The following is a 24,239-nucleotide window of genomic DNA, read 5'->3' as shown; positions in this document are numbered from 1 at the left end:
CAATAGATTGGCTGCCACAAAATGCTTTGGAAATGGTGCTTGAGACTGTTCGTAATACTCCTGGGAATGTGGCTATTTTTGGATGTAGCCTCCCGTTTAGGAGCAGAGATTTTGTGGTTTCAAGAAGTTGGCTATCTGCAAGTATTCTTGTTGAGATCAGTAACTAAAGTTTCTCTAGTATTCTCTGTTGCAGCTATTAGTGCTATTTACTTATGGGGAAATTTAGGGTTAGCACAGCGGCTAAAATATCCCTCATCTTTGAAAATTGACCAAGTTAAGCGTGAAGAAGCTGGACTGCGTGCAGAGTTTAAAAACCTACTCAGTCCGCAGTATGCAAAATACAATAATAGTCCAATAACTTACACAGGTATATTACCTATCAAATTACGCTGGTTACTACCAATAGTTGTGATATTCAGCTTGTTGGTTGGGTTAATGCTGGCGCACTACGGTCAAATTGCCTTTGCATATTGGCAGTCTTCTGTGAACCAGACTAGTTTACCTGTAATTTCCCTGTTCCGACTAGAGACAATTTGGACGTTAGGTAGGCAAATTACTACTCAAGTTTTATCTATTGGCTTAGTTGTAGGAGTCGCGATCGCTATTGTAATTTATCCTCGTTGGCTGTTAACGGCGATCGCTGGTGTGTTTAGTGTCTTGTTTGGTTGGATAATTTACCACAACTGGACAAAAATCCTCAAATATTTGCATCCGACTGCTTTTAACAATTCCGAGCCTTTATTTAATCGAGATATCAGCTTTTATATCTTTTCCCTACCAGTTTGGGAATTGATGGAACTTTGGTTGATGGGTTTATTTTTATTTGGGTTCGTCGCCGTTAGTCTAACTTATCTTCTTTCCGCAGACAGTTTAAGTCAGGGAATTTTCCCAGGATTTTCACCACAACAACAGCGTCATTTGTATGGGATGGGTGGCTTGTTAATGCTAGTCGTCGCCCTGAGTTATTGGCTGAGTCGTTATGAACTAGTTTATTCTCAACAAGGTGTAAGTTACGGAGCCAGCTACACCGATGTGCAAACACAGTTACCAGCCTACACAGTATTGTGTGTTTTCGCAGTGGCGATCGCATTTTACCTGTTGGGGCGCACCGTTGTTTGGCGACCCAAGTCTCCCTATCGTCACTGGGTAGTGTACGGGTTTGGGGTTTATCTGCTGGTGGCTGTAGCCGCTGGGGTTATTGTCCCGACGGTGGTGCAGTATTTAGTTGTACAGCCAAACGAATTACAGCGAGAGGAACCATATATTAAGCGGACTATTGCTTTGACTCGCCAAGCCTTTGATTTAGAAGCAATTGACGCTCGAACCTTTAACCCCCAAGGAACCTTAACTGAAGCTGATATTCAAGCTAATGACTTAACAATACGCAATATTCGCCTTTGGGATCAGCGACCACTCTTAGAAACTAATCGTCAACTGCAACAAATTCGTCCTTACTATCGTTTTCCCGATGCGGATATTGATCGGTATACCCTAGAAACTGAAGCAACTTCACAGCGACCATCTGCGCCTGAAACCCCAATAGCACCAACCAAAGAACCAACTGAATTAACGGAACGGCGACAAGTCCTCATTGCTGCGCGGGAATTAGACTACAATGCTGTACCCCAACAGGCGCAGACATGGGTAAACCAACATCTAATTTATACGCATGGCTATGGATTTACCCTCAGTCCAGTGAATACAGTCGCACCGGGGGGACTACCAGAATATTTCGTCAAAGATATTGCTGGCAATGCCAATGAAGCCCTGACTACTTCTAGTGAAGCTATTCGAGATAGCATTCCTATTGGTCTACCCCGAATTTATTACGGTGAAATTACTAATACCTATGTGATGACTGGCACTAGAGTTAGAGAATTAGATTATCCCAGTGGCAGCGATAACGCTTACAACATTTATGATGGTATGGGTGGCATTTCAACTGGGACTGGTTGGCGACGCTGGCTATTTGCCATGTATTTGAAAGATTGGCAAATGTTATTTACACGGGACTTTTTGCCAGAGACTAAAGTATTATTTCGGCGGAATATCAATCAACGAATTCGGGCGATCGCACCTTTTCTGAAATTTGATAGCGACCCCTACTTAATCGCCGCTGATCCTCGTATTGGTTCTGGGTTCCCTGGGACAGAAAATTATCTATATTGGATGGTAGATGCCTATACCACTAGCGATCGCTATCCTTATTCTGACCCGAATAACGAAGGCATTAACTATATTCGTAACTCCGTCAAAATAGTCATTGATGCCTACAACGGTACTGTTAACTTTTACATTGCTGACTTTAGCGATCCCATAATTAGAACTTGGGCAAACATCTTTCCCAAGATGTTTAAACCTCTCAGTGCTATGCCAGCTACAATCCGTAATCATATCCGTTATCCCGCAGATTTCTTTCAAATCCAAGCGGAACGGTTGATTACTTATCACATGACCGACCCCCAAGTATTTTACAACCGCGAAGATCAATGGCAAATCCCCAACGAAATTTATGGTGATAAAGCGCGACCAGTTGAGGCGTATTATTTAATTACCAGCTTGCCGACAGTTCCCTTTGAAGAATTTATCTTACTTTTACCTTACACTCCCAGACAGCGAACAAATTTAGTTGCTTGGTTAGCGGCGCGATCGGATGGCGATAACTACGGTAAATTGTTGTTATATATCTTTCCCAAACAGCGCCTCATCTACGGGACAGAACAAATTGAAGCACGCATTAACCAAGATCCAGTAATTTCTCAGCAAATTTCTTTATGGAATCGTCAAGGCTCAAGAGCAATTCAAGGAAACTTGTTAGTTATCCCCATTGAGCAATCATTATTATACGTCGAGCCTATTTATTTAGAAGCCACTCAGAATAGTTTACCAACCCTAGTGCGGGTAGTCGTCGCTTACGAAAACCGCATTGTCATGGCGCAAACCCTAGAACAAGCACTGCAAGCCATCTTTCAACCAGAAATCACACCAGCACCGGCTATCGTCCGTCCCTTTGATGAAGGAACTTCACCTAGTCAGTGATCAATCTCAATTTAATTCAATTGTTAAATATCTGCCATGCGCCATCAACGAATTCATGATATTTATGGAAAACATGAGTCGTTGTGATGCTCACTTAAAAGCAAAATTCTGATGCCACTAAGAGGAATAGAGTTGCTTTGTGAGTAATCATCACAACTGAATTAGGAACTTTATATGCTAACTCTGTTGACATTTTCTCAGAATCACCTAGAGTTATTCTCTAGTAAAGATGTTGAGCCGATCCTGAAAAAGATTGATGGTTCTCAGAATATCTGGTTACGCTGTATTCACTTCCGCGATCGCACTGGAACTGCCAAAATTATTAACCACTTTCAACTCGACCCATCTCGCATTGACATGATTTTTAACCATTCCCTCACAGGAATTGATGAAGACATGGAAGATTGTTTATTTGATGGCTATGAAATTCTCACCCATCAACTCAAAAATCGAGAGTTTCAGGTAGCGCGAGGCAGTATTGTCTTAGGTCGCAACTTTATTATTACTTTTGAAGTTACAGAAATCAAAGTTTTAACTATATTACTCAATAATATCCAAAAGCAAAATATAGATATTCAAAGCTGGGGAGTAGATTATATTTTATATTTGATTTTTAAAGACATTTTAAATAATTATCATAGTGTATTTGATCATATTTCTAGACAACTTGATGATTTAGAAGATGAAGTTTTAGCCAATTCTGGTGATGAAACAACTTATCATAAAATTGCTGCCATGCGGCAATCTACTCGCTCCGGGCGGAGAAATTTCCAAAATCTCAAGTCACTTCTAGCAATGATGAATTATGAAGATTTTCAATGGATTACGCTGCCAGTCAAAACATTATTTAATCAAGAATTGGTTTATCAAATTGATCATCTCTGGCAAGAATATCAAGCTTTGCGAGCTTGGATGTCAGAATTAATGGAAATTCAACGCGATAATATTGCGAGTAAAACCAGTGAACGAATTAATCGCTTAACTATTCTTTCAACTGTATTCTTACCCATCACCTTCATTACTGGCTTTTATGGAATGAACTTTAAATATATGCCAGAGTTAGAGCAACCTTGGTCATATCCAGTTGTGATTAGCGTGATATTATTAATTGTCTGTAGTAGTATTGCTTTTGCTAAACAACAACGTTGGTTGTGAATATAGTAGGGCTGAACATAAAGTATCTCTTAGCATTATTGGCTGTTCCACCATCCAATAGCATATCTTGGTCTTTAGTAGCGATCGCCATCTGGATAATTTGGATAATTTCAACGCCCCCATATTTTGGCAAGTCGCGGGGCTAAAAATATTGATTAGCTACCAGAATAACCTGATCGTGATGACCGGGAAGCTAATTCATAATGCTGTTGCTCAATGGGTACGTAGCTATTTGAGCAACACCTCTACTCCCCAACCTCTCAGAATTTACCACCCTAGAGAGAATAGGGTTTGTTTAAAAATAATGATAAAATTTTTCAATAAATTACACAATTTTATGACCTACCTATCTAGCTATGCTACCGCTAGTGCGGATTTATCAGGCATTTAGCCCTGAGTTTACAAGCTCAATTATCAACTTGACTATTCCATAAGGTTAAGAGAGACTAACTAATGACAGATGTGCGGACTTATTAAATTAATAATTTTTGTAAATTTTCTGAGATATTTATTTTGAGAGATGGAACATTAGTTAAAAAATGGCAAGTTTGTGTCTAAGTAACAATGTTCCCTGGACAGGCTTTTTAGCATTGTGCTAAGGGGTAAAGTCCAAACTTACTATCGTGGTTGGCCAAAAGCATGGAGACATTAGAATTCATAATTTATCCAGACGGTCGCGTACAAGAGAAAGTCACTGGCATTATAGGTGCTTCTTGCGCTGAGGTAACTGCTGCAATTGAAGCACAACTGGGGCAAGTACTTAATCAAGAGCCAACCTCAGAATTTTTCGCCAATCAGGTACAACAATCCAATCTGGCGAATACACAAGCTACTTATAGCGAATGGTAAGTTTTCCAGCAGTTTATTGTCGTTGATTTACAACCACCATGTCACACTTTAGCCAAATTAAGACTCAAATCCGTAACCTTGATTCCTTAAAAGATGCGCTAACTGAATTGGGCATCGACTGGAAACCCGGCCCCCGTGAGGTACGTGGTTATCGCGGTCAAACCCATCCGGCGGAAGTGACCATTGAGCAGGAAAATGGCTATGACATCGGCTTTAGATGGAATGGCAAAGAATACGAACTAGTTGCTGACTTGCAATACTGGCAACAAAATCTGTCTGTAGATGGTTTCTTGCGCCAAGTAACCCAGCGTTATGCTTTCCAAACAGTTGTCAAAGAAACTGCGCTGGCTGGTTTTCAAGTTGCTGAACAACAAAAAAATGCCGACGGTTCTATTCGTTTAGTAGTACAACGCTGGAGTGCGTAATGGCTGATTTTCTGCCTTCGCCAGAAGAACAGGAAGATAATCGTTCCGGTTTGGAACCAGAATTAGGCGGTTTTTTGCGGGATGACCCGGAACGTTCTGGTTTGGAACCGGAATTGGGCGGAGTGTTGCGGCAAAAAGGTGTTTATGTTGACGAAATCACCTGTATTGGCTGTAAACACTGCGCTCATGTTGCGCGAAACACTTTTTACATTGAACCAGATTACGGGCGATCGCGCGTGATTCGTCAAGATGGGGACGCGGAAGAAGTTATCCAAGAAGCAATTGACACCTGTCCCGTTGATTGTATTCATTGGGTAGATTACACAGAACTCAGAAACTTAGAAGATGAGCGCAAGTATCAAGTAATTCCTGTTGTCGGTTATCCGGTAGAACTGGCAGTTGCGGCTTCTGCAAAACGAAAGCAAAAGCAAAAACTCAAAAACAAAAAATCCCGTTATTAACATAAAACAATTAAATAATTATAAAAAAGGACTGCTTAACCCAGTCCTTTTATTTTTATTAATGATGACTGGTGACAATACAGTTCAGTTAAGAAAGTTGTCTTGTGGAGATCAGGGAACAGGGAACAGTAAAAGGCAAAAAAGCTTAACTGAACCGTATTGGTTTATGTAGTTCTTTGCGTCTCTAATACCAATTCACCAAAATCTTGATACACATACAAAAACTCGCAGGGGCGAACGGCCGTTCGCCCCTACACCTGTATTTGTATCATCTATAAAGTGAAATGGTATAAGTGGGATAGAATACAATACTTTTCGGATAAAGGTTTACTCATTCTAGATTTAGATCCCCCCGCCTACAGCGACCCCCTTAAAAAGGGGTAAAAAACAGTTATTAGCCCCCCTTAAAAAGGGGGGTTGGGGGGATCTGAACAAGATAGAGATGTTAACCGAAATGTATTGGGATAGAATATTCATTTTAAATTTAAAGAATCGTGTTGTGAAAGCAACTTTTCAACTTTTGCCTCGTCAATTCTCGCCGTTAATCTTTTAGCTTCATGTAAATCTCTGGTAGTTTTGGCCAAGGTAAAAGTTGAACCCACAGAAAAAGTTAAACCCATACCCATAAAGCCTTTAATCCAGCTATCAACAGGCAAATTAACTATACCAAAGGTAGTCATAGAAAGAGAAATTATAAAAGCAGCCCATGTTTGAATGATCCAAGCTGCACTGTCTTTTTGTGAACTTAGTGGTTGCATATTTCCAACCTGTACTTTTAGTGATTTAATAGCGATCGTACTGATTGGTATACGCAATAACAACAATGGAAATACCAGTTTGCTAACTGGACTATAAAATAGCGTTGAAGATTTAATGCTTAACTTTTGGAGATTTTTTCTACTAATGGTAGTTGATAATTATCTTCCTGAGAAATTGTTTCGTTGGAGGTATGACAGGAATTTACCTCTGCGGTGTTTTCGTCTTCAGAGGTGGCTTTTATATTTTCCCCATTCTCGTTGATGAGTGGCAAAATAATTTTGACAGTTGTGCCTTGATTAAGACCAGCACTTTCTAGGGCAATACTACCACCCATAAGTTCAATTAAGTTGCGAGAAATTGCTAGTCCTAGTCCTGTACCATCAAACTTACGTGTAGAACCACCATCTATGCGGACAAAGGGGCGAAATAATTTGTGTTGTTGGGTAGGTTCAATACCTAAACCTGTGTCTGTTACAGAAACAATTACTTGAGAATTGCTATTGTAATTTTCAATTGTAGTAGCGATCGCAATACTGCCTTCATCGGTAAACTTAGTAGCATTACCAATAATATTAATCAGTACTTGGCGCAGTTTGGCTGCATCCGCCTTTACCGGAATCGGCTCATCACCCAAGATGGTTTTTAACTGTAAACCTTTTTGCTGCACAGTTACCGATTGGATGTTAATTACCTCCAGCAGGGTTTGTCGTAAATCCATTGGGATGGAAACAACCGAGAGTTTACCTGCTTCAATTTTAGAAATATCCAGTAAATCGTTAATAATACCTAGCAAGTGAATAGCGGTTTCATCAGCACGTTTGAGAAACTCTAGTTCCTCATCGCGGTTATCGCACATATCTTCTCTAACTAGGCGCACACAATTAATAATGATATTGAGTGGGTTACGCAACTCATGAGAAGTTGTCGCCAAAAACTGACTTTTGATTTGGTTGGCCGTTTTGGCTTCTTTCCAAGCAATTTCTAGTTCTTCTGACCAGGCTTTGAGCCTTTCAAACATTTGATCAATTGCTTGTGCTAGTTGATTAAACTCCCGGATTTTAAAATTTTGTGGGACTGTTTGGGCTGCATGATGACTGTGAATATTCAGCACATAATCTCGCAATTCTTCTACAGGGGCTGCCAAGTAAGGAGCCAAATATAACGATGCCAACAAAGTTGCACCAATTAAACCAACTGTCAAGACAATTAAGATTAATTTAATTTCTTCTAAACCAAACAGTGCATTATCTACACTGGTCACAGCTAAAATAATCCATTGTTGTGGCTGTTGGGCAATGGGATTGCTAATAACACTGTAACCAGCAACTAATTCTTTGCCTTCTTGAAACGATAAGTTAAGGGAATTACTTTGTCCTGTAATGGCATTTTGAATAATGCTTTGTAACCGCTTGGCATCAGGGTAGTCTTGAATATTACTGCTGATCCGTTCGGGAATTGGGTGTGCGAGGATTGTGCCATCGTCAGCAATCACCAATGTGGAACCTGCCAATGAACCTGGATGATTTTTTGTGTGTTTGTACAGTGACGACTGCATACTTAAAACATACTTGAATTGCCCATTTTGACTGTACACAGGGGCAGATAGTACTATTTGCAGTTGGTTTTCTGTTTCTCTTTGGCCCGTTGTCCCGGCTTTTGGGGGTAATATTGCCTGAATTTCCAGATTGTCAGCCAAAAAAGGCAATTTCGGTTCTCTAATTGCTTTGTCACCACAACTACTAGCAATGATGTCGCCGTTTTGCAGATTGCTTAATTGTACACACTCAATGTAGGTTGGTAGTTCTTTGACTACCTGATTCATAAAATCTTGGACTTCAGCCTCTGAACCCGATCGCAGTACCGATGTTTGACTAGTAACCAATACACTGGTTTTAAGGGCTGCGATCGCATTGACTATCTTCTCACCTTTGAGAACCGCACTTTCTGTGAGATTTTGACGGGCAGTATTCAGTAAGCTAGAACGTGCTTTATTTAAAGCGACAATTTCTCCCAGAAGTAACACTGGGACAAACAGTAGCAAAATTCTTGTTACTAAAATACGTCTAAATGACGATTGACGGAAATTAGCCATCGGGTGTCTCACTTCACATCTGCAAACCACAACAGCAAACAATATGCAATTAGATTAGCTAAATGAGACATTCTGTTACGTTGGGAGAGTTTTGTTAACAACCCCTAACAGTATCAAACATTGAATGCACAAAAAGAAATCCGGTATACCAAAACTCTTATGGGCTAGATTGAATTGCGACTTATGTTGCATAAAAATAAAGTGATGAAATTGGTAAACAGTAGCTTGCTTGGCAAAGATTTTTTACAATCAACACACTAGCAAGAAAAATACTTCAGACTATCAAACCAACCAAATGGCGCAACATCGTCCTCATACCACAGTAGTTTTGGCAATGAGTGCAGATGGCAAGATAGCAGATTTTAGGCTATCGCCTGCTCGATTTGGCTCCGGGGCTGATCAAGCACACCTAGAAAAACAAATCGCTGCTTCTGATGCCGTTTTATTCGGTGCTGGAACTCTCCGTGCTTACGGTACGACACTTACCGTATCACATCCAACACTGCTGCAACATCGAATTAAAGAGGGTAAGACCCCCCAGCCGGTTCATATAGTCATTACACAATCTGCGGATTTTAATCCGGAAATCAAGTTTTTTAAACAGCCTATCAAACGTTGGTTATTGACAACAACAGTAGGAGCAAGTATTTGGCAAGGACGCTCAGAATTTGAACAGATTTTAGTTTTTGACACACCAACAGGAAAAATTGACACTACTGCTGCTTTGCAACATCTGGCATCTCTACATATAGCACGCCTAGCAGTCCTAGGTGGCGGTCAATTAGTAGGTTCTATGATTAACTCAGATTTGATAGACGAACTCTGGTTGACTATCTGCCCATTGATTTTAGGTGGGACTACAGCACCCACACCAGTAGAAGGACAGGGATTTTTGTCTAATTTGGCTCCTCGGCTTAAACTTCTAGAAGTTGAACAGGTTGAGCAAGAAGTCTTTTTACACTATCAGGTGCAACGACATTAAACTAAATAAAGTAAAAAGTAAAAGGGCAAAAGTCAAAAGCTTGTTTTACTGTTTAACTTGCAAGTCCTAATCTTCTAACAAGATGGTGGAACAACTGAAGCCGCGCTATTCTGTTGCTTGGATTAACAAAATCGCTGAAGTACCTCAAAGTGCCTGGGGTGCTTTAGCACTGCCTTTAAAAACTCCGTTTTTAGAGTGGCAATGGTTAAAAAATCTGGAAACTTCTCACAGTGCGACAGATAAAACTGGCTGGTTGCCCAATCACTTAACGCTGTGGCGAGACAGAACCTTAATTGCTGCTGCACCTTTTTATGTAAAAGGACATAGTTATGGTGAATTTGTCTTTGATCATCAATGGGCAGAATTAAGCGATCGCATCGGTGTCCAATATTATCCCAAACTTTTGGGTATGGCTCCCTTTACCCCGGCGGAAGGCTATCGCTTCTTAATTGCGCCGGGAGAAGATGAAGATGAAATCACAGCCATGATGGTGCATGAAATTGATACTTTCTGCACTAAATATAAAATTTCTGGCTGTCACTTTCTCTATGTTGATCCTGAATGGCGGCCTGTTTTAGAACGCAACGGGTTTAGTTCTTGGTTACACCACAGCTATATCTGGGAAAATCTCGGATTTAATACTTTTGATGACTACTTAACAGTGTTCAACGCCAATCAACGCCGGAATATTAAACGGGAACGCAAAGCTGTAGAGAAGGCGGGTTTACGACTACAACCACTGACTGGTGATGAAATTCCCAAATCTTTGTTTCCGTTGATGTACCAATTCTACGCAGATACTTGTGATAAGTTTGGCTGGTGGGGAAGTAAGTACTTAACAAAGCAATTTTTTGAACAGCTACACGCCGATTATCGTCATCGGGTGGTATTTTTTGCTGCTTACAGCGAACAGGATGATCGCCATCCGGTGGGTATGTCTTTTTGCCTTTATAAAGACGATAGATTATATGGGCGCTATTGGGGAAGTTTTCAAGAAATCGATTGTCTGCATTTTGATGCTTGCTATTACACCCCAATTGAGTGGGCGATCACTCATAATATCCAATTATTCGATCCCGGTGCAGGTGGAAGGCACAAAAAACGCCGTGGGTTCCCGGCTGCACCTAATTACAGCCTGCATCGTTTTTACAATCACCGTTTAGCGCAAATTTTACTTCCTTATATTAAGGAAGTTAACCAACTCGAACAGCAGGAAATTGAGCAAATTAATGCGGAAATGCCATTTAGTCAGAAAAAGGATGAAGTCTGAAATTGATACTTCAGACTTCACTTTTTTTAATTAGTTGATTGTTCTAAAGATACAGGTACATCACTGGAATTAGTAGGTGTTGTGCCTGGAGTTGCGGGGGTAGGTTGTTCTGGTGTGGCTACATTCTCAGTCGGTGCGGGTTTTTTGCCTGCTTGACGTTGCTGTTGTTCTTGTAATTTCTGTTGGGCAATTTGCTGGGTAATTTGCTGCATTAACTGTTCAACTTTGGCAGTTTGTTCAGTGTTACCTTGAGTGCGGTAGTTATTCAGCGCATTTTTCAAGGCTGCATTCGCTTTTTTGAGTTCGCCTTGATTGTATAAAGTGATGCCTAAGTTATGGTAGGCTGTGGCATTTTTAGAGTCTTGGCGAATTGCTTGCTTATAAACAGTAATTGCTTCGGTAGCCTGACCTTGAACTACCAGCAGACCAGCCATGTTATTATAAGCAGCAATATTTTTGGGATCTAGCTGAATAACTTGACGATAAGCGGCGATCGCTTCTTCTAATTTTCCTTGTTCTTGAAAGGCGATCGCTAGATTAAAATGTGTACTCACATTACCGCTATCTAGATTAGCTGCTTGCTGATAAGCGGCGATCGCTTCTTGCGGTTGTCCTAGTTCTTGCAGCACTACACCCAAGTTATACTGGGCGGCGGCCATTTTCGGTTCGATGACTAAAGCTTGGCGGTAAGCTGTTACAGCGGCTTCTTTCTGCCCTTGTCGTTGTAATACCAACCCTAAGTTGTAATAAACCTCACTCTGATTCGGATTGATTCTAATTGCTTCGCTATATTCTTGAACAGCTACATCTAAGCGATTTTGTCTTAATAAAATATTCCCTAAGTAATTCCGTGCCATCCCAATATTAGGATCGTGTTCTAACGCTTGACGAAAGGCCGATTCTGCACCATCTAAATCTTTGCGGTTATATAGTGTCACTCCTTTTTGGTAAAAAATCGCTGCATCCAAATCTTGAGAGATGACATTCTCTGCTAATAACCTGCTTCCTGGTAAATCTATGACTGATGGTGCAGCTAACACCAAAAACGCCGAGGCCGCTGAGATAATTGTTAAATGCGACTTCCGCCAATTGATAACTTGGTGAAACGCCATTCTAGAAAAGCCGCAATACCACTGACGAATTTGATGCTGTTTATACATAAATGGCAGCCTGTCTTTGTAGTGAGATCCTATAAGTCAGAGTACCCACTACAGCAAAGAAAATTACAGTGGTTAGGGGTTAGCGGCTAGATGATAAAAGCTTAAAACTTCATACTTCACACTTCAGGCTTTTCTCTCCCTGCTGGTAAAACTAGCATGGCATCACCAAAGGAGTAAAAACGATATCGAGAGGCGATCGCTTCTTGGTATATTTTCAATAATCTTGGTCTGCCAATTAAAGCACTTACCAGCATCAGCAAACTTGAACGGGGTAGGTGAAAATTAGTAATTAACCCCTCCACTACCCGCCATTGGTAGCCAGGATAAATAAATAAGTTAGTTTTGCCGCAAAATGGTTGTAATTCTCCCGATTGGGCTGCACCTTCTAAAGAACGTACTACCGTTGTACCGACAGCAATAATTCGCCCACCAGCGGCTTGAGTGGCGCGGATTTGTTCTACTGTAGCCGCAGGAACTTCAATCCATTCTTCGTGCATTGCGTGGGTAGTGACATCTTCCACTTCCACAGGGCGAAATGTACCCACACCAACGTGGAGAGTGACAAATGCTTGATGGATATTGCGATCGCGCAACTTTGCTAGTAACTCTGGAGTAAAGTGTAACCCAGCTGTGGGGGCAGCGATCGCACCTGGTTGTTCGGCGTATACAGTCTGATACTGTTCATCCGCCGCGGCTGAAGTAGTGATGTAAGGCGGTAAAGGAATCTCGCCAAATTTATCTAACAGTTCTACCAAAGATTTTCCTGGCGGGACATCAAATTGCAACAAACGCCCGCCCGTCGCCACATCGGTTTCTAACACTGTTGCTGTGAGTTGGGGAGTGGGGGAGTTATTTTCTAATCCTTTACTAGAAAAGATAATTTGGGAACCTGATTTAAAACGCTTTCCTGGCTTAACCAAGGCTAACCAACAATTATGTTGCCTCTCTTCTAAAAGTAATACTTCAATTTCTGCTCCAGTAGATTTATTGCCATAAAGTCTGGCGGGGATAACTTTGGTATTATTCATCACCAACAAATCACCAGGGCGCAGCAGTTCAGGTAAATCACGGAAGATGTGGTGTAGAGGGGCTGCATCCTTACCTGTAGCGGCAGAGTTGACGACTAATAACCGAGAACTATCTCTGGGAACTGCCGGATTTTGGGCAATTAGTTCTGGAGGTAGTACGTAGTCATACCCAGTTAATGAACGATCTAACTGTACTTCTTCTACTTCTGTGGCAGTCACTTTATTAAAATTTCCTTGCGTTCTTGCTGGCTCCATTGAAGGTTATGCTAAGTTTTATGGGTTTATTTCATATTTTCTAAGGAAAATCGCCTTTCATTCATCGAGTTTTCCTACGGGCATCATTAAGTAATACCTAATGATGAGTCATAAATATGGGTAAAACTCCCCATCCAAAGACGGGGGCTTCTACCCTACCGGGAAACTGATCTATTGAGGATGATAGAAGTGTAGGATTGGCTTTGATCCCAAGCACCAACATGGAATATTTGTATTATCTGGCAAATGCCAGTCTAACATTGAGGGTAGTTCAACATCTGCACGCAACGCCCCAGATACCAGTCTCGTTCGTTACCGTAATTCATCAAATAGATGGCTGGGTGGTTAGGATCAAACTTAAAGGTCAAGTCTCAGCGCAACAGGATGGAGACTTTCGGGCTTTCCTAAATGAATTAGGAATTTGCTACGAGCCACCTATGCGTGTGCAAATGGCACTTTGGAGTTTGGAAGCAGGTCAGTGTCCTGTAGACGTAATGCGCCGCTATCAAGTAGCAATAGTTTCTCATGGTAGTCCAGAGAGAGACGAAATTGAAGCATTCCGCCAACAGTTTGTCCGTGGATTAGGTTACTGTCCCGAAACCCTAGCGTGAAACTCTTTATTGTGAGGGCGACTGCAAAGAATTTGTAATTGCTGACAAAGATATTGAAGTTGTGATCAATTATTATTCGCCCTCACTTTAATCAATTAAACAATCAAAAGCTGCTGGGATATATTCTTGCAGATGAAATTCATATCCCGCAACTGATGAACTAAATAGAGTATTTTGGGCTGATGTGATCTGAGTAGGTAACGCTGATATTTGCTGACAACTCACAATAGCTACATCAAACCGACAGGGATAATCAGCCTTGTCGGGATATTTAGCTAAAAATATTTCGGCTGTACGCCATAGTTTTGTCTGTTTTTGCAGAGTGATAGCACTTCTTCCGCCTGCATCCCAATTACCTGGACTGCGGGTTTTCACCTCGACAAAAGCGAGTGTAGAGTGCTGAGTGCTGAGTGCAATACTCCCTTGTACCCCTGCACCCCTGCACCCTGGCTCCCCTGCTCCCTGCTCCTCTACCTGTTCCCCTTGATATTGAGCAATAATATCAATCTCTCCCCAACGGCAAGAAAAGCGACGATGTAGAATCAACCAACCTGTAGACTGTAACCATTGTGTAACTAAGTCTTCACCTAGTTGACCAATATCGGGATAATGGGATGGAGGATGATTCGCCATTGGTGAAAAATACAATGAATTCTAGGTTAAGCGATCGCATTTGGGCAAGCATACTCAGTGTATTGCTGGGGGTAGTGTTAAGCATTACAGCCACTTTTAGTTATCCGCCAACAGCTTTAGCACTTGAATATAACAAAGAAATATTAGTAGACGCTGATTTTTCTGGACGTGATTTAACAGATTCTAGCTTTACCAAAGCTAATCTCCGCCAAAGTAATTTTAGTAATAGTAACTTGCGTGGTGTGAGTTTCTTTGCTGCTAATTTAGAATCGGCAAATTTACAGGGAACTGACTTGACAAATGCTACCTTAGACTCAGCGCGACTGATGAAAGCCGATTTGACTAATGCCGTTTTAGAAGGTGCATTTGCGGCTAATGCTAAATTTGATGGCGCAATTATTGATGGAGCAGATTTTACTGATGTCCTGCTGCGCCCAGATGAACAAAAAAAGTTGTGCAAAGTGGCTAAAGGTACTAATCCCACCACAGGAAGAGATACCCGTGATACTTTATTTTGTCCTTAGTGGAATGAACTTACGCCCAGAGGTTAGTTATGAAAATTGGGCGTAAAAGTTTTAATTACTTACACCAATCAAATCTAATTACAGTAGTTAAGTACAAATATCGGCGATATCCAGGAGGTGACTGTGGTGCGTAAACGCTTAGTGATTGAAATGGGTATGGGTATAGATCAGCACGGACAGGAACCAACTGTAGCAGCTGCAAGAGCAGTACGCAATGCGATCGCCCATAATGCTTTACCAGGAGTCTGGGAAGTAGCTGGGTTGAATGATCCCAATGAGATGATTGTTGAAGTTCAAGTAGCAGTACCCTATCCCGAACAAGTGAGAACGGACGAGGTTCTCGCAGTACTACCTTTTGGACGCAAAACTATCACTGTTGAGTCTGGGGGAATGGTGGTGGAAGGACGGGCGATTCCTTCTCTCAATGATAAAAATGATGAAATGTTAATTGCGATCGCGGCTGTCACAGTCCTGATCGAAACTGATTAAAATTTAGCTAAATCTGATTTTCCGATTTCTGCATATCCTCAACCGCAGAAATCGAGGCTACGGGTTGAGTAGACATATCTAGCTGTGGTGTTTCTAGTGATGCAGCGATTGATGTGTCACTGAAGTAAGAACCCACAATCTTGTCATAGTTAGAAGCAACGGCTAAAAACGCCCCACCTAAAATATAAATCGGTAACGGCAGAGAAAATTCTTGTAACCAATCAAACAGTTCTGCCAATGCGAACAGTAGCACAAAGCAAGCCAACCAAATTCTCATCGTTCCATCCCCATAACCAAACAACTCTACTAGTTTACTAATAGGGTACACAGATTGCATGATACCTGATGTTGACTGAAACACATATTCATTGGGCTGATTGTGAGCGATCGCATATATCCTCGGAAAAGAAGTAGAAGCCAGAATAGTCTCAAACTAGGGCTTACAGGTTGATTTGTACTAGCACTGACTTGTTTAGCAGACACGGCTATGGCATACTTTTGTTCAGCCATTATAAAAAACTACATTCCTATCAATTTACCGTATTTATTAATTAGCTACTAGTTGGTAGCAGCAAAAACCTGTTTTCAGGCAAAATAGACCCTTTTAAGTCAACTCCAAACTAGTACAGCATCACGTAATGACAGCTACCATTAAAAACAGATAAAAAGCCTGTAAAATAAGCATTTTGACTTTTTAGTTTGGAACTTTTCCTTTTTGTACTAGTGAATTTGACAGCCAGATGAAAAAAAATCAAGCTTTTAATAATGCTGGAAAATTGACAGCCATTTTATGTTTAATTACTATTTTTCTCACACCTTGCGTGATAGTTAATGCAGGGGAACGTGGCGTATTAATGAAGTTTGGCGAAGTGCAGGAACAAATATTAGGTGAAGGACTTCATTTAATTATCCCAGTAGTAAATACAGTTGAAAAGTTAAGTATCCGTGTGCAGAAACAGGAAATATCTACTGAGGCTTCTGCTAAAGATTTACAAGATGTGTTCACTGATGTGGCGCTGAATTGGCATATAGTACCAGAAGAAGTTAATATTATTTTTCAACAAATTGGCAATAAAGAAAATGTAATTGCTCGCATTATTAATCCAGCAGTTGAAGAAGTTATCAAAGCAATTATCTCTCAATATATGGCAGAAGAAATTATTACTAAGCGAGGAGCTATCAAATTAGGCTTAGATGAAGCATTAACTACTCGTTTGCGTAGCTATCATATCGCAGTTGATGATATTTCTTTAGTTCATGTTCATTTTTCTGAGCGCTTTGGTGAGGCGGTAGAAGCAAAGCAAATTGCGGAACAAGAAGCCAAGCGCGCGGAATTTATGGCTTTGAAAGCAGTAAAAGAAGCTGAGGCGAAAGTTAATTTAGCTAGAGGTGAAGCGGAAACTTATAGATTACTCCGCGATGGTTTAACAACTGAGTTACTCCAAAAGCAAGCAATTGAAAAATGGAATGGTAAGCTACCATTAGTTATTGGGAAAGAAAATTCTAAAGTTTGGGATTTTAGTGAATTACTTAAAGCCTATAACTAAGAAATCAGGATTGGTAATTCTGTATCTGAATCCTGATTTCTGAACTATACTCTACTATTAACTCTTAGCGAATAATACAGGAGCATCAAGAATCTTCAACTGAATCAATAAAATAATAACGATAGTGTAAATGGTTGAAGAAACTAAACCTGATAACAGTTCTTTTTTGAGGTTACGTTCTTGAGAATCTTTTTGAAAAATATCCTTAGAACCATATTGCATCAAGAGGATTCCCACAACATTGGAAAGCCAGTAACCTATAATGGAACAAGGGATGAGCAATTTTGGGGAAAGTAAACTACATAAGTACCCAAAAAAATAAGCAATAGGTAAATTGAATAAAAGGTCATTCCACCAACATAAAGGGGATAATAAATATCCCAAAACCAGTAAGAATCCACCTCTGAGCTTTTTGAAAATATTTTTTGGGGATTCGTGAGGAACAGTCTGTGGCGATCGCTCTGGGGCTGTGTTTACTGCTAAACTCAACTCTTGAATAACTTTTGGGGCGCTTTCCATATAAACACACTATTCCTATCGGCTTAGTGTATTTTAAACGCTAACTGGACACAAAGTCTACTACAATTCTAAATTCATTGGAATTCTGCTGTGTTATACCATTTCACCAAATAAATGATACAAATAATTTCTCCTCTGATCCCCTGCTCCTCTGCCCCCCTGCGGCCTATTTGTATCAAACTTAAAGTGAAACGGTATTAGTTAGGTAATCAACAGTTAATACACTGATGCTACACGATGATAAAGCTTTTGGTTAGGGTAAGAGAAGGGTGAGATAGAGTGATCGCTTCTCTATATCAACCTTTTGATAGATGTAAAAACATATTTAATGCTAATTTTTGCTATTGTTTATAACAGCAACTTACATAAATAATGACTATAATAAAAATATTTGTATACACAATAATTAACTAACTTAAAATGGCAAATTTTCCTTTAACAAATATCTTTTTAACCCTAGGTATTGTTTTTCTTGTGATTGCTGTCTTAGGACAATCAAAATTAGGATTTATTGAAATTAATCCAGGCTGCTTAGGTAGAGTATTGGCTTTATTTCTTGGGGTTGCTAGTTTAGCTTTTGTCCTTTTAGGCGGAACTTTCCCAGTAGAAACTATTGACGTAATTAGAAACTATTTAGCGAAGGCGAAGGCTATTCAGCAAAATCTCGCCCCGCTTAACAACCTACTCAATTCTTAGTTTTAACTAAAAATTGTCTTGTTAAAGTAGAGTGTAACGCACCAAATTTCAGGGTGCGTTACGATTAATTTCCATATTTTTACATCCTCAAAATTAAAAATACGCGCCTACTAGACTATAAATTAAACTAGCCAAAACTACCAGAGTAACTACAATATAGGTTACTTCTCGTTGTACTATAAAAGCCAATAAAGAAATTATTACCCGTAAGATTGGCGTGGCAATTAAGAGTAAGAGTCCTAATTGAATAATGCCTCGACGGCTACCAGATAAAACTGCATTGATGACACCATTCGGTGAGCGAAATTCCGAGGGTTCGCCGTGAAAAATTTGATATGTTGCAGGTTCAGAACCGTGGTGAATTAAATATAATATCCCGCCTAACAACACAACAGCACTAGCTATTAACACACCATACTTTAAAAGATTGCTGAGTATATATTCTAATTGCTGCTCACCGGGCGTTTTGCTAACTATATGACTAGCATTCATCTCACAACTATTCAGTTGTTCTTCTAATTGTTGAATATCCGAGTCGGGTTCTGCTGGTGGCAAAGTTATTGCCACCACTTCAGTTTCTGATGCTGGTGATGAGTGCCAACTAAAACTAGAATTAAACTCATACATTTTACAGCCCCCCTATTAGACTGTTGTAGACCATTTTCAAAGCCATTACCACCAGCACAAGACTGAAGATAATTCGCAAAATTTGCGTTTTAGCGCCTATTAGCACTTTTGCTCCTAAAAAAGCGCCAGGTAATACTCCTAACATTACTGGCATTGATAATCCCGGATCGATGTAACCTCTGGCTAAATAAACCCCCGCTGATGCGGCAGCGGTGACACCAATCATAAAATTGCTAGTAGTAGTAGAAACTTTAAAAGGGATACGCATGGCTTGATCCATTGCTAGTACCTTGAATGCGCCTGAACCAATACCCAATAATCCAGACAATATTCCAGCAATGAACATGACACTAAACCCGGCTGGTACAGCATGAACTTTGTAAGACATCAAGCCATCTGGCGTGGGATAAGTACCATTCAGGTGGAAATAATCGGCTAAGGGATCTGCGGGTTGATTTTGATCAATTTCCAGTCTTGGGCGTTGTGAAAGATATGCAGAATAAATCAATACGATCGCCAAAACAATCGTTAACATTTTTACAGAAACAAACACTGCAATCATCGCCCCGATAATTGCCCCAATTGTGGTTGCAACTTCTAAAAACATTCCTAAGCGCAAATTGGTGTAGCCTTTTTTGATATATGTGGAGGCTGCACCCAAGGAAGTCGCAATCACAGATACCAATGAAGCACCAACCGCGTAGCGAAGATCTACGCCAAAGACGGAAGTTAATAAAGGGACAATGACGACTCCGCCACCCAAACCCGTTAACGCACCGACAAAGCCAGCACTAAATGAACCAAGCCAAACTAGTAAAGAAAATTCTAGTATGTTCAAATCTCATACCTCTGTTGATATATGGAAATCCTGAGATATTTTGCTGATGCATCTCCGGCTATCTTGTTTTATTTAAGATAAATTCAATAAACTTAAGCTGCCACTATCGATCACAATAAAAGCACCTAATCCCATGAGTACAAAAGGCATAAAATTATTACCATAACGAGTTAAAAGGCTGGCGATCGCAGTTTGGTTAGTTAATTGATTAGCTAAGTAACACAAACATCCCACCAACGTAAAAAACACACCCAAAATTATTAATAGACTTTCCCAAGTGGCGCTGGCAAACAAAGGCACATAAATACTAATGTTGTCCGTACCATTAGCAAACGTCACTGCTGCTACGCTGTAAGTTTGCAAATTGAATAATTTCGCTAAAAAAGTATCTTGAGATGCTTCGGTTTGTGCTTCAACTGCTGCTGATTCATCTTCTGCTTGACTCAACAAGCACTTGATCCCAATAGCAATGGGAACTAAGCCAAATAATCCAATCCAAGGACGTGGTAGGATTAAGCCACCAAAAAAACCCGGTAGACTCGCCAATACCAGTGCGGTAAAACCGAGATACTGTCCAGCAACAATCTGCCAGCGGCGAAACTTGGCATTAATCTGGGAGAAAAATAGCGTCAATATGACTAAATCGTCGATATTTGTGGCGCTAAAGGCAAATGCCCCGGTACTAATTGCAGTAACTAACCCGTTCATATCAATTTAATTCAAATCAGAGTTTTGGTAATTAAAAAATGCAAAAACTTAAGGAATCTTGCTGCGATCGCTAAATTTGGCGTGAATCTCTTCAATTCCTTGGCGCATTCCTGCAACTAACTGGGGAGAACGCCTTCTTTTGACAATGAACCAGCTGCTAGTTGCGACCATATACATCAAAAATAAGTAGGGGAACATATCGTAAGGTGCTTCGGGAACTGGAAAAAGGCTGCTACCAGGAATCCCTACACTACCCAAAACCGGAATCATCATGAATCCCACACCGAGAAGAGAAAATACTATATCTCGTAGGCGCAGTTTGTTGATTTTATATAGGTAAATGGGAGCCGCAATGGAAATGAGAATATATACAGTCAAAAACCCATAGCTACAGATAGCTCCCAAATACCCCATACACTCAAATAATTTGATATTAAATAATGACATCCCCGCCGGCACAAGAAATGTGATCAAGGAACACATCGTGACGGCAACGTGAGGTGTTTTGTTGGCTGAGTGTGCCGTACCTAAAGACGCATGAAATAAACCATGACGCGCCATTAAAAAGAAAACTCTAGAGGCTGGGTTAATACTGCCTAAAATACAGGCAAAGAAGCTAAATAACGCACCCAAACCCACTAATTCCCCCAAAAATCCGACTCCCGCTTGCCGGGATAAGAAACCTAAAGGTTCTTCTGTGCTGGTAATAGATACGCCAGCACCGCTAAAACCCAATACTTCTATATACGTTGTGGAAACATAAAACAACCCCGCCAGGATGACACTACCCATTACCGATTTAGGTATGGTTCGCAAGGGATTTTTCGCTTCATCACCCAAAGATGTCGCACTTTCAAAACCAGAGAACGCAAACATCACCAAAACTAATCCCGTCGCTACACTACCGGGAGTCGCACCAGTCAAAGTTAACTGGGACATATCCAATGCAAAACCTTTGTGCGCCCAGATAATTATGCACAACACAGCAATTAAAACAATTGAAATACCTTCCATCCACAACATAGCAACAGCCGAAAGTTGAATATCTTTATAAGCTGCATACCAAGAAATTCCGGCACCGATCGCCAGTAATGTAATACTTGAAGGATGAATGCCCAAATGTCCAATTAAAACACCACTAAAATTGGCAAAACCGCAAAGCACAGACATCCCGGTGAATAAATAAGCCAGTACTAAACTCCAGCCACAAATCACTCCGGCTGTCGTCCCTAAACCTTTGCTTATGTAGGAATAAAGTGAACCTGGAGATGCTGAACGACTAGCAAATTGATTGATATTAATACTGACAAATAATAGTCCAATTAAGCCCAGCAAAAAACTGAGCCAAGTACCATTACCTGACAGAGCAACGATTAAGCCAATATTAGATGCTGGTATTGTTGTTGGTGCAATTACCGCAAAAGATTGCGCTAGAACTTCCGTGAAAGAAAGACATTCTGGCTTTAAACCATGAAGACTCTGATGAGAAGATATTTCCTTTTTCATCTTGCAAGTTTTAATTTGGCCAATGGCGCATATAACGATGGTTTTGACAAGGAATTAGTTGAGAGTTTTTCAGGTGAATGCTGCTAAAAACAATTCCTAACTTTTACTTACAGATATCGATATATTTATCACTGGTCAGCGCCTATTTTTAGTTTTATGTCTCAAGATAGATTTAATACTACCCCATGTATTTTCTACAATCAAGTAGACAAAAAATCTAACTTTAATGATTTCTTAATATGAGTGAAATCCTTAATCTACCTGGATATATGGGTATTTTGTATTTAAATTTACAGATTTTTTTTTAAAAAATTGTACAAAACAATACACGACAACACCATCGGAATAAGTGCCTTTTTGGCTAACTAAGTTATGGAACTATGACAAGCTAGATAATTGACAAATGCAGGTGTGAAAAACATAGAAAAAATGAGAGTATAAAAATAAAAAATGATTATGTTGTTTAACTACTATGCAAAGATTAGTCCAAAAATCAAATGAAATAAATTAAGAGTATAACAGGATTTTTCTGACAAAATTTAACTAGAGTAGCTAGTTATAATCTTGACAAGACTATTAAGATAGTCATAAGCTGCAATGTTGTAAAAAGGGGTACGCATATATGAAAAGATTTAAATACTTTCTGCTGACAGTTATATTATTTGCAAGTTTAATATTTGCTCCGCCAGCTTTAGCCGATCGCCCAAAAATTAGCAAAAATCCTGATTATATAACCCTCACCAAAGAGCTAGAGCAATTTCGCTCTGTCAAAGCAACACAAGGACAATTAGAAGGTTATACCCCAGAACAAATTGACCAAAAAATCAATGAATTAAAATTACAAAAATATGCCTTTGAGTCGGGAATTGACTGGGGACAATGCACCAATCAAACAGGACAGACAATAGCTATTTACGGGCCAGAAGCAAATTTAGATGAGGATGAATACTCAGAATCAGCCGCACTTTATTTTTTAGCTGATGGCGCAACAACCAAAGATAGATGGAATTGCAAAGGTATCTATCTACCCGCAGATGTGAATGCTGTAGCTTTAAATCCAGACCGTCCTGGACAAGAATTTATTGGTGATGTTGTGCTAAAAGTTCCCAATGGGACAAACTTAGTTCTTAAAACTAATCCTGATACTGGGGCAATTGAATTTAATCAAGTTGGCGCTACAATTCTCAAAGCCAGTGATGTCAATTGGTTTATTCCCAAAGTATCGCAGACAATTGTTGAGGCTCATGTTGCAACTGCACCTACGAAGAAGGGGTGAATAGGAAAGTAGAGAGTAGTATTACTGTAGTTACGCACAAAGTTTAGTGATTGAGATTGTGTATGGGGTGTAAGAGTTCTGGTAACTTACATCTCTAACGCCTCAAAATGTGCTATGGCGTTGTTTACCCTAAGCGAAAAACTTGATTAGTAGTCAAATTCAGTTCCGCAAATGTCGGTGATAGAATATGTTCGCCTTGTCTAAACTGGCTAACTTGATACTCACCTTCAACCAACTGATAAACAGATATAGTGGGCTGTTTGGGATTACCAATAAAAGCCCTACCACCCAATGCAGCATAATCTACAATCCAGTATTCAGGAATGCCCATTTCCTCATAATCAGCGTGTTTCTTGTAGTAGTCATCACGCCAATTACTACTAACAACCTCAATAATTAGCTTGACGCTGGTAGCATTCTCAATGATTGACTCTTTGTTCCATCGTGGTTCATGACTTAGAGCCTCTTGATCTAAAACAATGATGTCAGGTTCATATCCCGACTCACTAGTAGGCTTAACAATCGATTCTCTGGGAATTGTCCAAATACTACGTTTTCCCATCTGGATGATTACCAGGATTAATTCTTCTATCAAAAAGCCAGTCACATTAGAATGCTTTCCAGAGGGTTTGGGCATTTCGATAATCACTCCATCGTGTAACTCATAGCGTACATCTGAGTTTTCTGGTAGCCATTCAATAAATTGATCAAAGGTGATTCGTTTGGGTAAAGCTTGAGCCATAAATTAGCTTGAGGGACAAATTTATCTGTGGTTAATTACTCTTGTCTC

The 24,239-nt window shown here is 40.2% G+C and carries 26 protein-coding genes; 13 read left to right on the top strand and 13 right to left on the bottom strand.

Going from position 1 to position 24,239, the window contains the following annotated elements; all coding sequences use genetic code 11:
* Positions 1-21: 21 nt before the first annotated feature.
* Positions 22-3,039, top strand: a complete 3,018-nt coding sequence (locus IQ244_RS00605; protein WP_193889126.1) for a UPF0182 family protein — start codon at positions 22-24, stop codon at positions 3,037-3,039.
* Between the two features lie 174 nt (positions 3,040-3,213).
* Positions 3,214-4,194, top strand: coding sequence for a magnesium transporter CorA family protein (locus tag IQ244_RS00600; RefSeq protein WP_193889125.1), 981 nt, complete (start codon positions 3,214-3,216; stop codon positions 4,192-4,194).
* On the opposite strand, the gene IQ244_RS00595 is transcribed toward IQ244_RS00600, so the two are convergent.
* Positions 4,172-4,327 (bottom strand): hypothetical protein, encoded by a 156-nt coding sequence (locus IQ244_RS00595; RefSeq protein WP_193889124.1) that lies wholly within the window; start codon positions 4,325-4,327, stop codon positions 4,172-4,174. The two genes, IQ244_RS00600 and IQ244_RS00595, sit on opposite strands and share 23 nt — an antisense overlap.
* Before the next feature lie 506 nt (positions 4,328-4,833).
* Here IQ244_RS00595 and IQ244_RS00590 point away from each other — a divergent pair.
* The 3 genes from IQ244_RS00590 to IQ244_RS00580 are packed head-to-tail and all read left to right on the top strand — an operon-like array spanning position 4,834 to position 5,929.
* A complete protein-coding gene (locus IQ244_RS00590) occupies positions 4,834-5,043 on the top strand; it encodes a DUF2997 domain-containing protein (protein WP_193889123.1) in 210 nt (69 codons plus the stop codon).
* Between the two features lie 38 nt (positions 5,044-5,081).
* A complete protein-coding gene (locus IQ244_RS00585; protein WP_193889122.1) occupies positions 5,082-5,468 on the top strand; it encodes a DUF1257 domain-containing protein in 387 nt (128 codons plus the stop codon).
* On the top strand, positions 5,468-5,929 hold the full coding sequence (locus tag IQ244_RS00580; protein WP_096582614.1) for a ferredoxin: 462 nt from the start codon (positions 5,468-5,470) through the stop codon (positions 5,927-5,929). The genes IQ244_RS00585 and IQ244_RS00580 overlap by 1 nt, the downstream gene beginning before the upstream one ends.
* A 473-nt stretch (positions 5,930-6,402) precedes the next feature.
* On the opposite strand, the gene IQ244_RS00575 is transcribed toward IQ244_RS00580, so the two are convergent.
* A complete protein-coding gene (locus tag IQ244_RS00575; RefSeq protein WP_193889121.1) occupies positions 6,403-6,687 on the bottom strand; it encodes a YiaA/YiaB family inner membrane protein in 285 nt (94 codons plus the stop codon).
* 119 nt (positions 6,688-6,806) lie between these two features.
* Complete coding sequence (locus tag IQ244_RS00570; protein WP_193889120.1) at positions 6,807-8,780, bottom strand: sensor histidine kinase; 1,974 nt, start codon at positions 8,778-8,780, stop codon at positions 6,807-6,809.
* A 295-nt stretch (positions 8,781-9,075) separates the two neighbouring features.
* On the opposite strand from IQ244_RS00570, the gene IQ244_RS00565 reads away from it, so the two are divergent.
* Positions 9,076-9,762 carry a RibD family protein gene (locus IQ244_RS00565; RefSeq protein ID WP_193889298.1) on the top strand — a complete coding sequence of 229 codons (687 nt, stop codon included), beginning with the start codon at positions 9,076-9,078 and terminating at the stop codon, positions 9,760-9,762.
* An 82-nt stretch (positions 9,763-9,844) separates the two neighbouring features.
* Complete coding sequence (locus tag IQ244_RS00560; protein WP_193889119.1) at positions 9,845-11,032, top strand: GNAT family N-acetyltransferase; 1,188 nt, start codon at positions 9,845-9,847, stop codon at positions 11,030-11,032.
* A 26-nt stretch (positions 11,033-11,058) separates the two neighbouring features.
* On the opposite strand, the gene IQ244_RS00555 is transcribed toward IQ244_RS00560, so the two are convergent.
* Positions 11,059-12,192, bottom strand: coding sequence for a tetratricopeptide repeat protein (locus tag IQ244_RS00555; protein WP_193889118.1), 1,134 nt, complete (start codon positions 12,190-12,192; stop codon positions 11,059-11,061).
* Between the two features lie 116 nt (positions 12,193-12,308).
* Positions 12,309-13,475 carry a tRNA preQ1(34) S-adenosylmethionine ribosyltransferase-isomerase QueA gene (gene queA, locus IQ244_RS00550; RefSeq protein ID WP_193889117.1) on the bottom strand — a complete coding sequence of 389 codons (1,167 nt, stop codon included), beginning with the start codon at positions 13,473-13,475 and terminating at the stop codon, positions 12,309-12,311.
* 221 nt (positions 13,476-13,696) lie between these two features.
* Between queA and IQ244_RS00545 the strand changes: the two genes are divergently transcribed.
* A complete protein-coding gene (locus tag IQ244_RS00545; protein WP_193889297.1) occupies positions 13,697-14,086 on the top strand; it encodes a hypothetical protein in 390 nt (129 codons plus the stop codon).
* An 87-nt stretch (positions 14,087-14,173) separates the two neighbouring features.
* On the opposite strand, the gene IQ244_RS00540 is transcribed toward IQ244_RS00545, so the two are convergent.
* On the bottom strand, positions 14,174-14,719 hold the full coding sequence (locus IQ244_RS00540; protein WP_193889116.1) for a YraN family protein: 546 nt from the start codon (positions 14,717-14,719) through the stop codon (positions 14,174-14,176).
* Positions 14,720-14,733: 14 nt separating this feature from the next.
* Between IQ244_RS00540 and IQ244_RS00535 the strand changes: the two genes are divergently transcribed.
* Positions 14,734-15,243: a pentapeptide repeat-containing protein gene (locus IQ244_RS00535; RefSeq protein WP_193889115.1), complete on the top strand. Its 510-nt coding sequence runs from the start codon at positions 14,734-14,736 to the stop codon at positions 15,241-15,243.
* Positions 15,244-15,366: 123 nt separating this feature from the next.
* Positions 15,367-15,732 (top strand): Lin0512 family protein, encoded by a 366-nt coding sequence (locus tag IQ244_RS00530; protein ID WP_193889114.1) that lies wholly within the window; start codon positions 15,367-15,369, stop codon positions 15,730-15,732.
* A gap of 7 nt (positions 15,733-15,739) precedes the next feature.
* On the opposite strand, the gene IQ244_RS00525 is transcribed toward IQ244_RS00530, so the two are convergent.
* Positions 15,740-16,009 (bottom strand): hypothetical protein, encoded by a 270-nt coding sequence (locus tag IQ244_RS00525; protein WP_193889296.1) that lies wholly within the window; start codon positions 16,007-16,009, stop codon positions 15,740-15,742.
* Positions 16,010-16,472: 463 nt separating this feature from the next.
* Here IQ244_RS00525 and IQ244_RS00520 point away from each other — a divergent pair, with 463 nt between their 5' ends.
* A complete protein-coding gene (locus tag IQ244_RS00520) occupies positions 16,473-17,279 on the top strand; it encodes a prohibitin family protein (protein WP_193889113.1) in 807 nt (268 codons plus the stop codon).
* 57 nt (positions 17,280-17,336) lie between these two features.
* Here the strand turns inward: IQ244_RS00520 and IQ244_RS00515 are convergent, their stop codons facing one another.
* The gene (locus tag IQ244_RS00515; protein WP_193889112.1) at positions 17,337-17,798 is read right to left on the bottom strand and encodes a hypothetical protein; all 462 of its coding nucleotides are present in this window, start codon (positions 17,796-17,798) and stop codon (positions 17,337-17,339) included.
* 420 nt (positions 17,799-18,218) lie between these two features.
* On the opposite strand from IQ244_RS00515, the gene IQ244_RS00510 reads away from it, so the two are divergent.
* Complete coding sequence (locus tag IQ244_RS00510) at positions 18,219-18,494, top strand: hypothetical protein (protein WP_193889111.1); 276 nt, start codon at positions 18,219-18,221, stop codon at positions 18,492-18,494.
* Between the two features lie 93 nt (positions 18,495-18,587).
* Here the strand turns inward: IQ244_RS00510 and IQ244_RS00505 are convergent, their stop codons facing one another.
* From IQ244_RS00505 to IQ244_RS00490, 4 genes are all read right to left on the bottom strand, one after another.
* Entirely contained in the window at positions 18,588-19,121 is a 534-nt protein-coding gene (locus tag IQ244_RS00505) for a DUF1634 domain-containing protein (protein ID WP_193889110.1), read from the bottom strand.
* Position 19,122: 1 nt separating this feature from the next.
* Positions 19,123-19,959 (bottom strand): sulfite exporter TauE/SafE family protein, encoded by an 837-nt coding sequence (locus IQ244_RS00500; RefSeq protein WP_193889109.1) that lies wholly within the window; start codon positions 19,957-19,959, stop codon positions 19,123-19,125.
* A 72-nt stretch (positions 19,960-20,031) separates the two neighbouring features.
* Positions 20,032-20,667, bottom strand: coding sequence for a cadmium resistance transporter (locus IQ244_RS00495; protein ID WP_193889108.1), 636 nt, complete (start codon positions 20,665-20,667; stop codon positions 20,032-20,034).
* Positions 20,668-20,715: 48 nt separating this feature from the next.
* Positions 20,716-22,173, bottom strand: coding sequence for an APC family permease (locus tag IQ244_RS00490; protein ID WP_193889107.1), 1,458 nt, complete (start codon positions 22,171-22,173; stop codon positions 20,716-20,718).
* 622 nt (positions 22,174-22,795) lie between these two features.
* Here IQ244_RS00490 and IQ244_RS00485 point away from each other — a divergent pair.
* Positions 22,796-23,449, top strand: coding sequence for a hypothetical protein (locus IQ244_RS00485; protein ID WP_193889106.1), 654 nt, complete (start codon positions 22,796-22,798; stop codon positions 23,447-23,449).
* Between the two features lie 124 nt (positions 23,450-23,573).
* Here the strand turns inward: IQ244_RS00485 and IQ244_RS00480 are convergent, their stop codons facing one another.
* Positions 23,574-24,191 carry a Uma2 family endonuclease gene (locus tag IQ244_RS00480; protein WP_193889105.1) on the bottom strand — a complete coding sequence of 206 codons (618 nt, stop codon included), beginning with the start codon at positions 24,189-24,191 and terminating at the stop codon, positions 23,574-23,576.
* Positions 24,192-24,239 lie beyond the last annotated feature (48 nt).

This window comes from Nostoc sp. LEGE 06077 (assembly GCF_015207705.1).
GTDB lineage: Bacteria > Cyanobacteriota > Cyanobacteriia > Cyanobacteriales > Nostocaceae > Nostoc_B.
Note: the sequence above shows the minus strand (reverse complement) of the source record. Positions and strands in the feature narration are given on the sequence as shown.

Excerpts from the sequence above, each read along its gene's own strand:
- IQ244_RS00520 (WP_193889113.1), top strand. The coding sequence starts at position 16,473 with ATGAAAAAAAATCAAGCTTTTAATAATGCTGGAAAATTGACAGCCATT.
- IQ244_RS00485 (WP_193889106.1), top strand. The coding sequence starts at position 22,796 with ATGAAAAGATTTAAATACTTTCTGCTGACAGTTATATTATTTGCAAGT.
- IQ244_RS00555 (WP_193889118.1), bottom strand. The coding sequence starts at position 12,192 with ATGTATAAACAGCATCAAATTCGTCAGTGGTATTGCGGCTTTTCTAGA.
- IQ244_RS00545 (WP_193889297.1), top strand. The coding sequence starts at position 13,697 with ATGGAATATTTGTATTATCTGGCAAATGCCAGTCTAACATTGAGGGTA.
- IQ244_RS00480 (WP_193889105.1), bottom strand. The coding sequence starts at position 24,191 with ATGGCTCAAGCTTTACCCAAACGAATCACCTTTGATCAATTTATTGAA.
- IQ244_RS00515 (WP_193889112.1), bottom strand. The coding sequence starts at position 17,798 with ATGGAAAGCGCCCCAAAAGTTATTCAAGAGTTGAGTTTAGCAGTAAAC.
- IQ244_RS00495 (WP_193889108.1), bottom strand. The coding sequence starts at position 20,667 with ATGAACGGGTTAGTTACTGCAATTAGTACCGGGGCATTTGCCTTTAGC.
- IQ244_RS00535 (WP_193889115.1), top strand. The coding sequence starts at position 14,734 with ATGAATTCTAGGTTAAGCGATCGCATTTGGGCAAGCATACTCAGTGTA.
- IQ244_RS00570 (WP_193889120.1), bottom strand. The coding sequence starts at position 8,780 with ATGGCTAATTTCCGTCAATCGTCATTTAGACGTATTTTAGTAACAAGA.
- IQ244_RS00580 (WP_096582614.1), top strand. The coding sequence starts at position 5,468 with ATGGCTGATTTTCTGCCTTCGCCAGAAGAACAGGAAGATAATCGTTCC.
- IQ244_RS00600 (WP_193889125.1), top strand. The coding sequence starts at position 3,214 with ATGCTAACTCTGTTGACATTTTCTCAGAATCACCTAGAGTTATTCTCT.
- IQ244_RS00540 (WP_193889116.1), bottom strand. The coding sequence starts at position 14,719 with ATGGCGAATCATCCTCCATCCCATTATCCCGATATTGGTCAACTAGGT.
- IQ244_RS00585 (WP_193889122.1), top strand. The coding sequence starts at position 5,082 with ATGTCACACTTTAGCCAAATTAAGACTCAAATCCGTAACCTTGATTCC.
- IQ244_RS00505 (WP_193889110.1), bottom strand. The coding sequence starts at position 19,121 with ATGTATGAGTTTAATTCTAGTTTTAGTTGGCACTCATCACCAGCATCA.
- IQ244_RS00525 (WP_193889296.1), bottom strand. The coding sequence starts at position 16,009 with ATGAGAATTTGGTTGGCTTGCTTTGTGCTACTGTTCGCATTGGCAGAA.
- IQ244_RS00565 (WP_193889298.1), top strand. The coding sequence starts at position 9,076 with ATGGCGCAACATCGTCCTCATACCACAGTAGTTTTGGCAATGAGTGCA.
- IQ244_RS00510 (WP_193889111.1), top strand. The coding sequence starts at position 18,219 with ATGGCAAATTTTCCTTTAACAAATATCTTTTTAACCCTAGGTATTGTT.
- IQ244_RS00590 (WP_193889123.1), top strand. The coding sequence starts at position 4,834 with ATGGAGACATTAGAATTCATAATTTATCCAGACGGTCGCGTACAAGAG.
- IQ244_RS00605 (WP_193889126.1), top strand. The coding sequence starts at position 22 with ATGCTTTGGAAATGGTGCTTGAGACTGTTCGTAATACTCCTGGGAATG.
- IQ244_RS00575 (WP_193889121.1), bottom strand. The coding sequence starts at position 6,687 with ATGCAACCACTAAGTTCACAAAAAGACAGTGCAGCTTGGATCATTCAA.
- IQ244_RS00560 (WP_193889119.1), top strand. The coding sequence starts at position 9,845 with ATGGTGGAACAACTGAAGCCGCGCTATTCTGTTGCTTGGATTAACAAA.
- queA (WP_193889117.1), bottom strand. The coding sequence starts at position 13,475 with ATGGAGCCAGCAAGAACGCAAGGAAATTTTAATAAAGTGACTGCCACA.
- IQ244_RS00490 (WP_193889107.1), bottom strand. The coding sequence starts at position 22,173 with ATGAAAAAGGAAATATCTTCTCATCAGAGTCTTCATGGTTTAAAGCCA.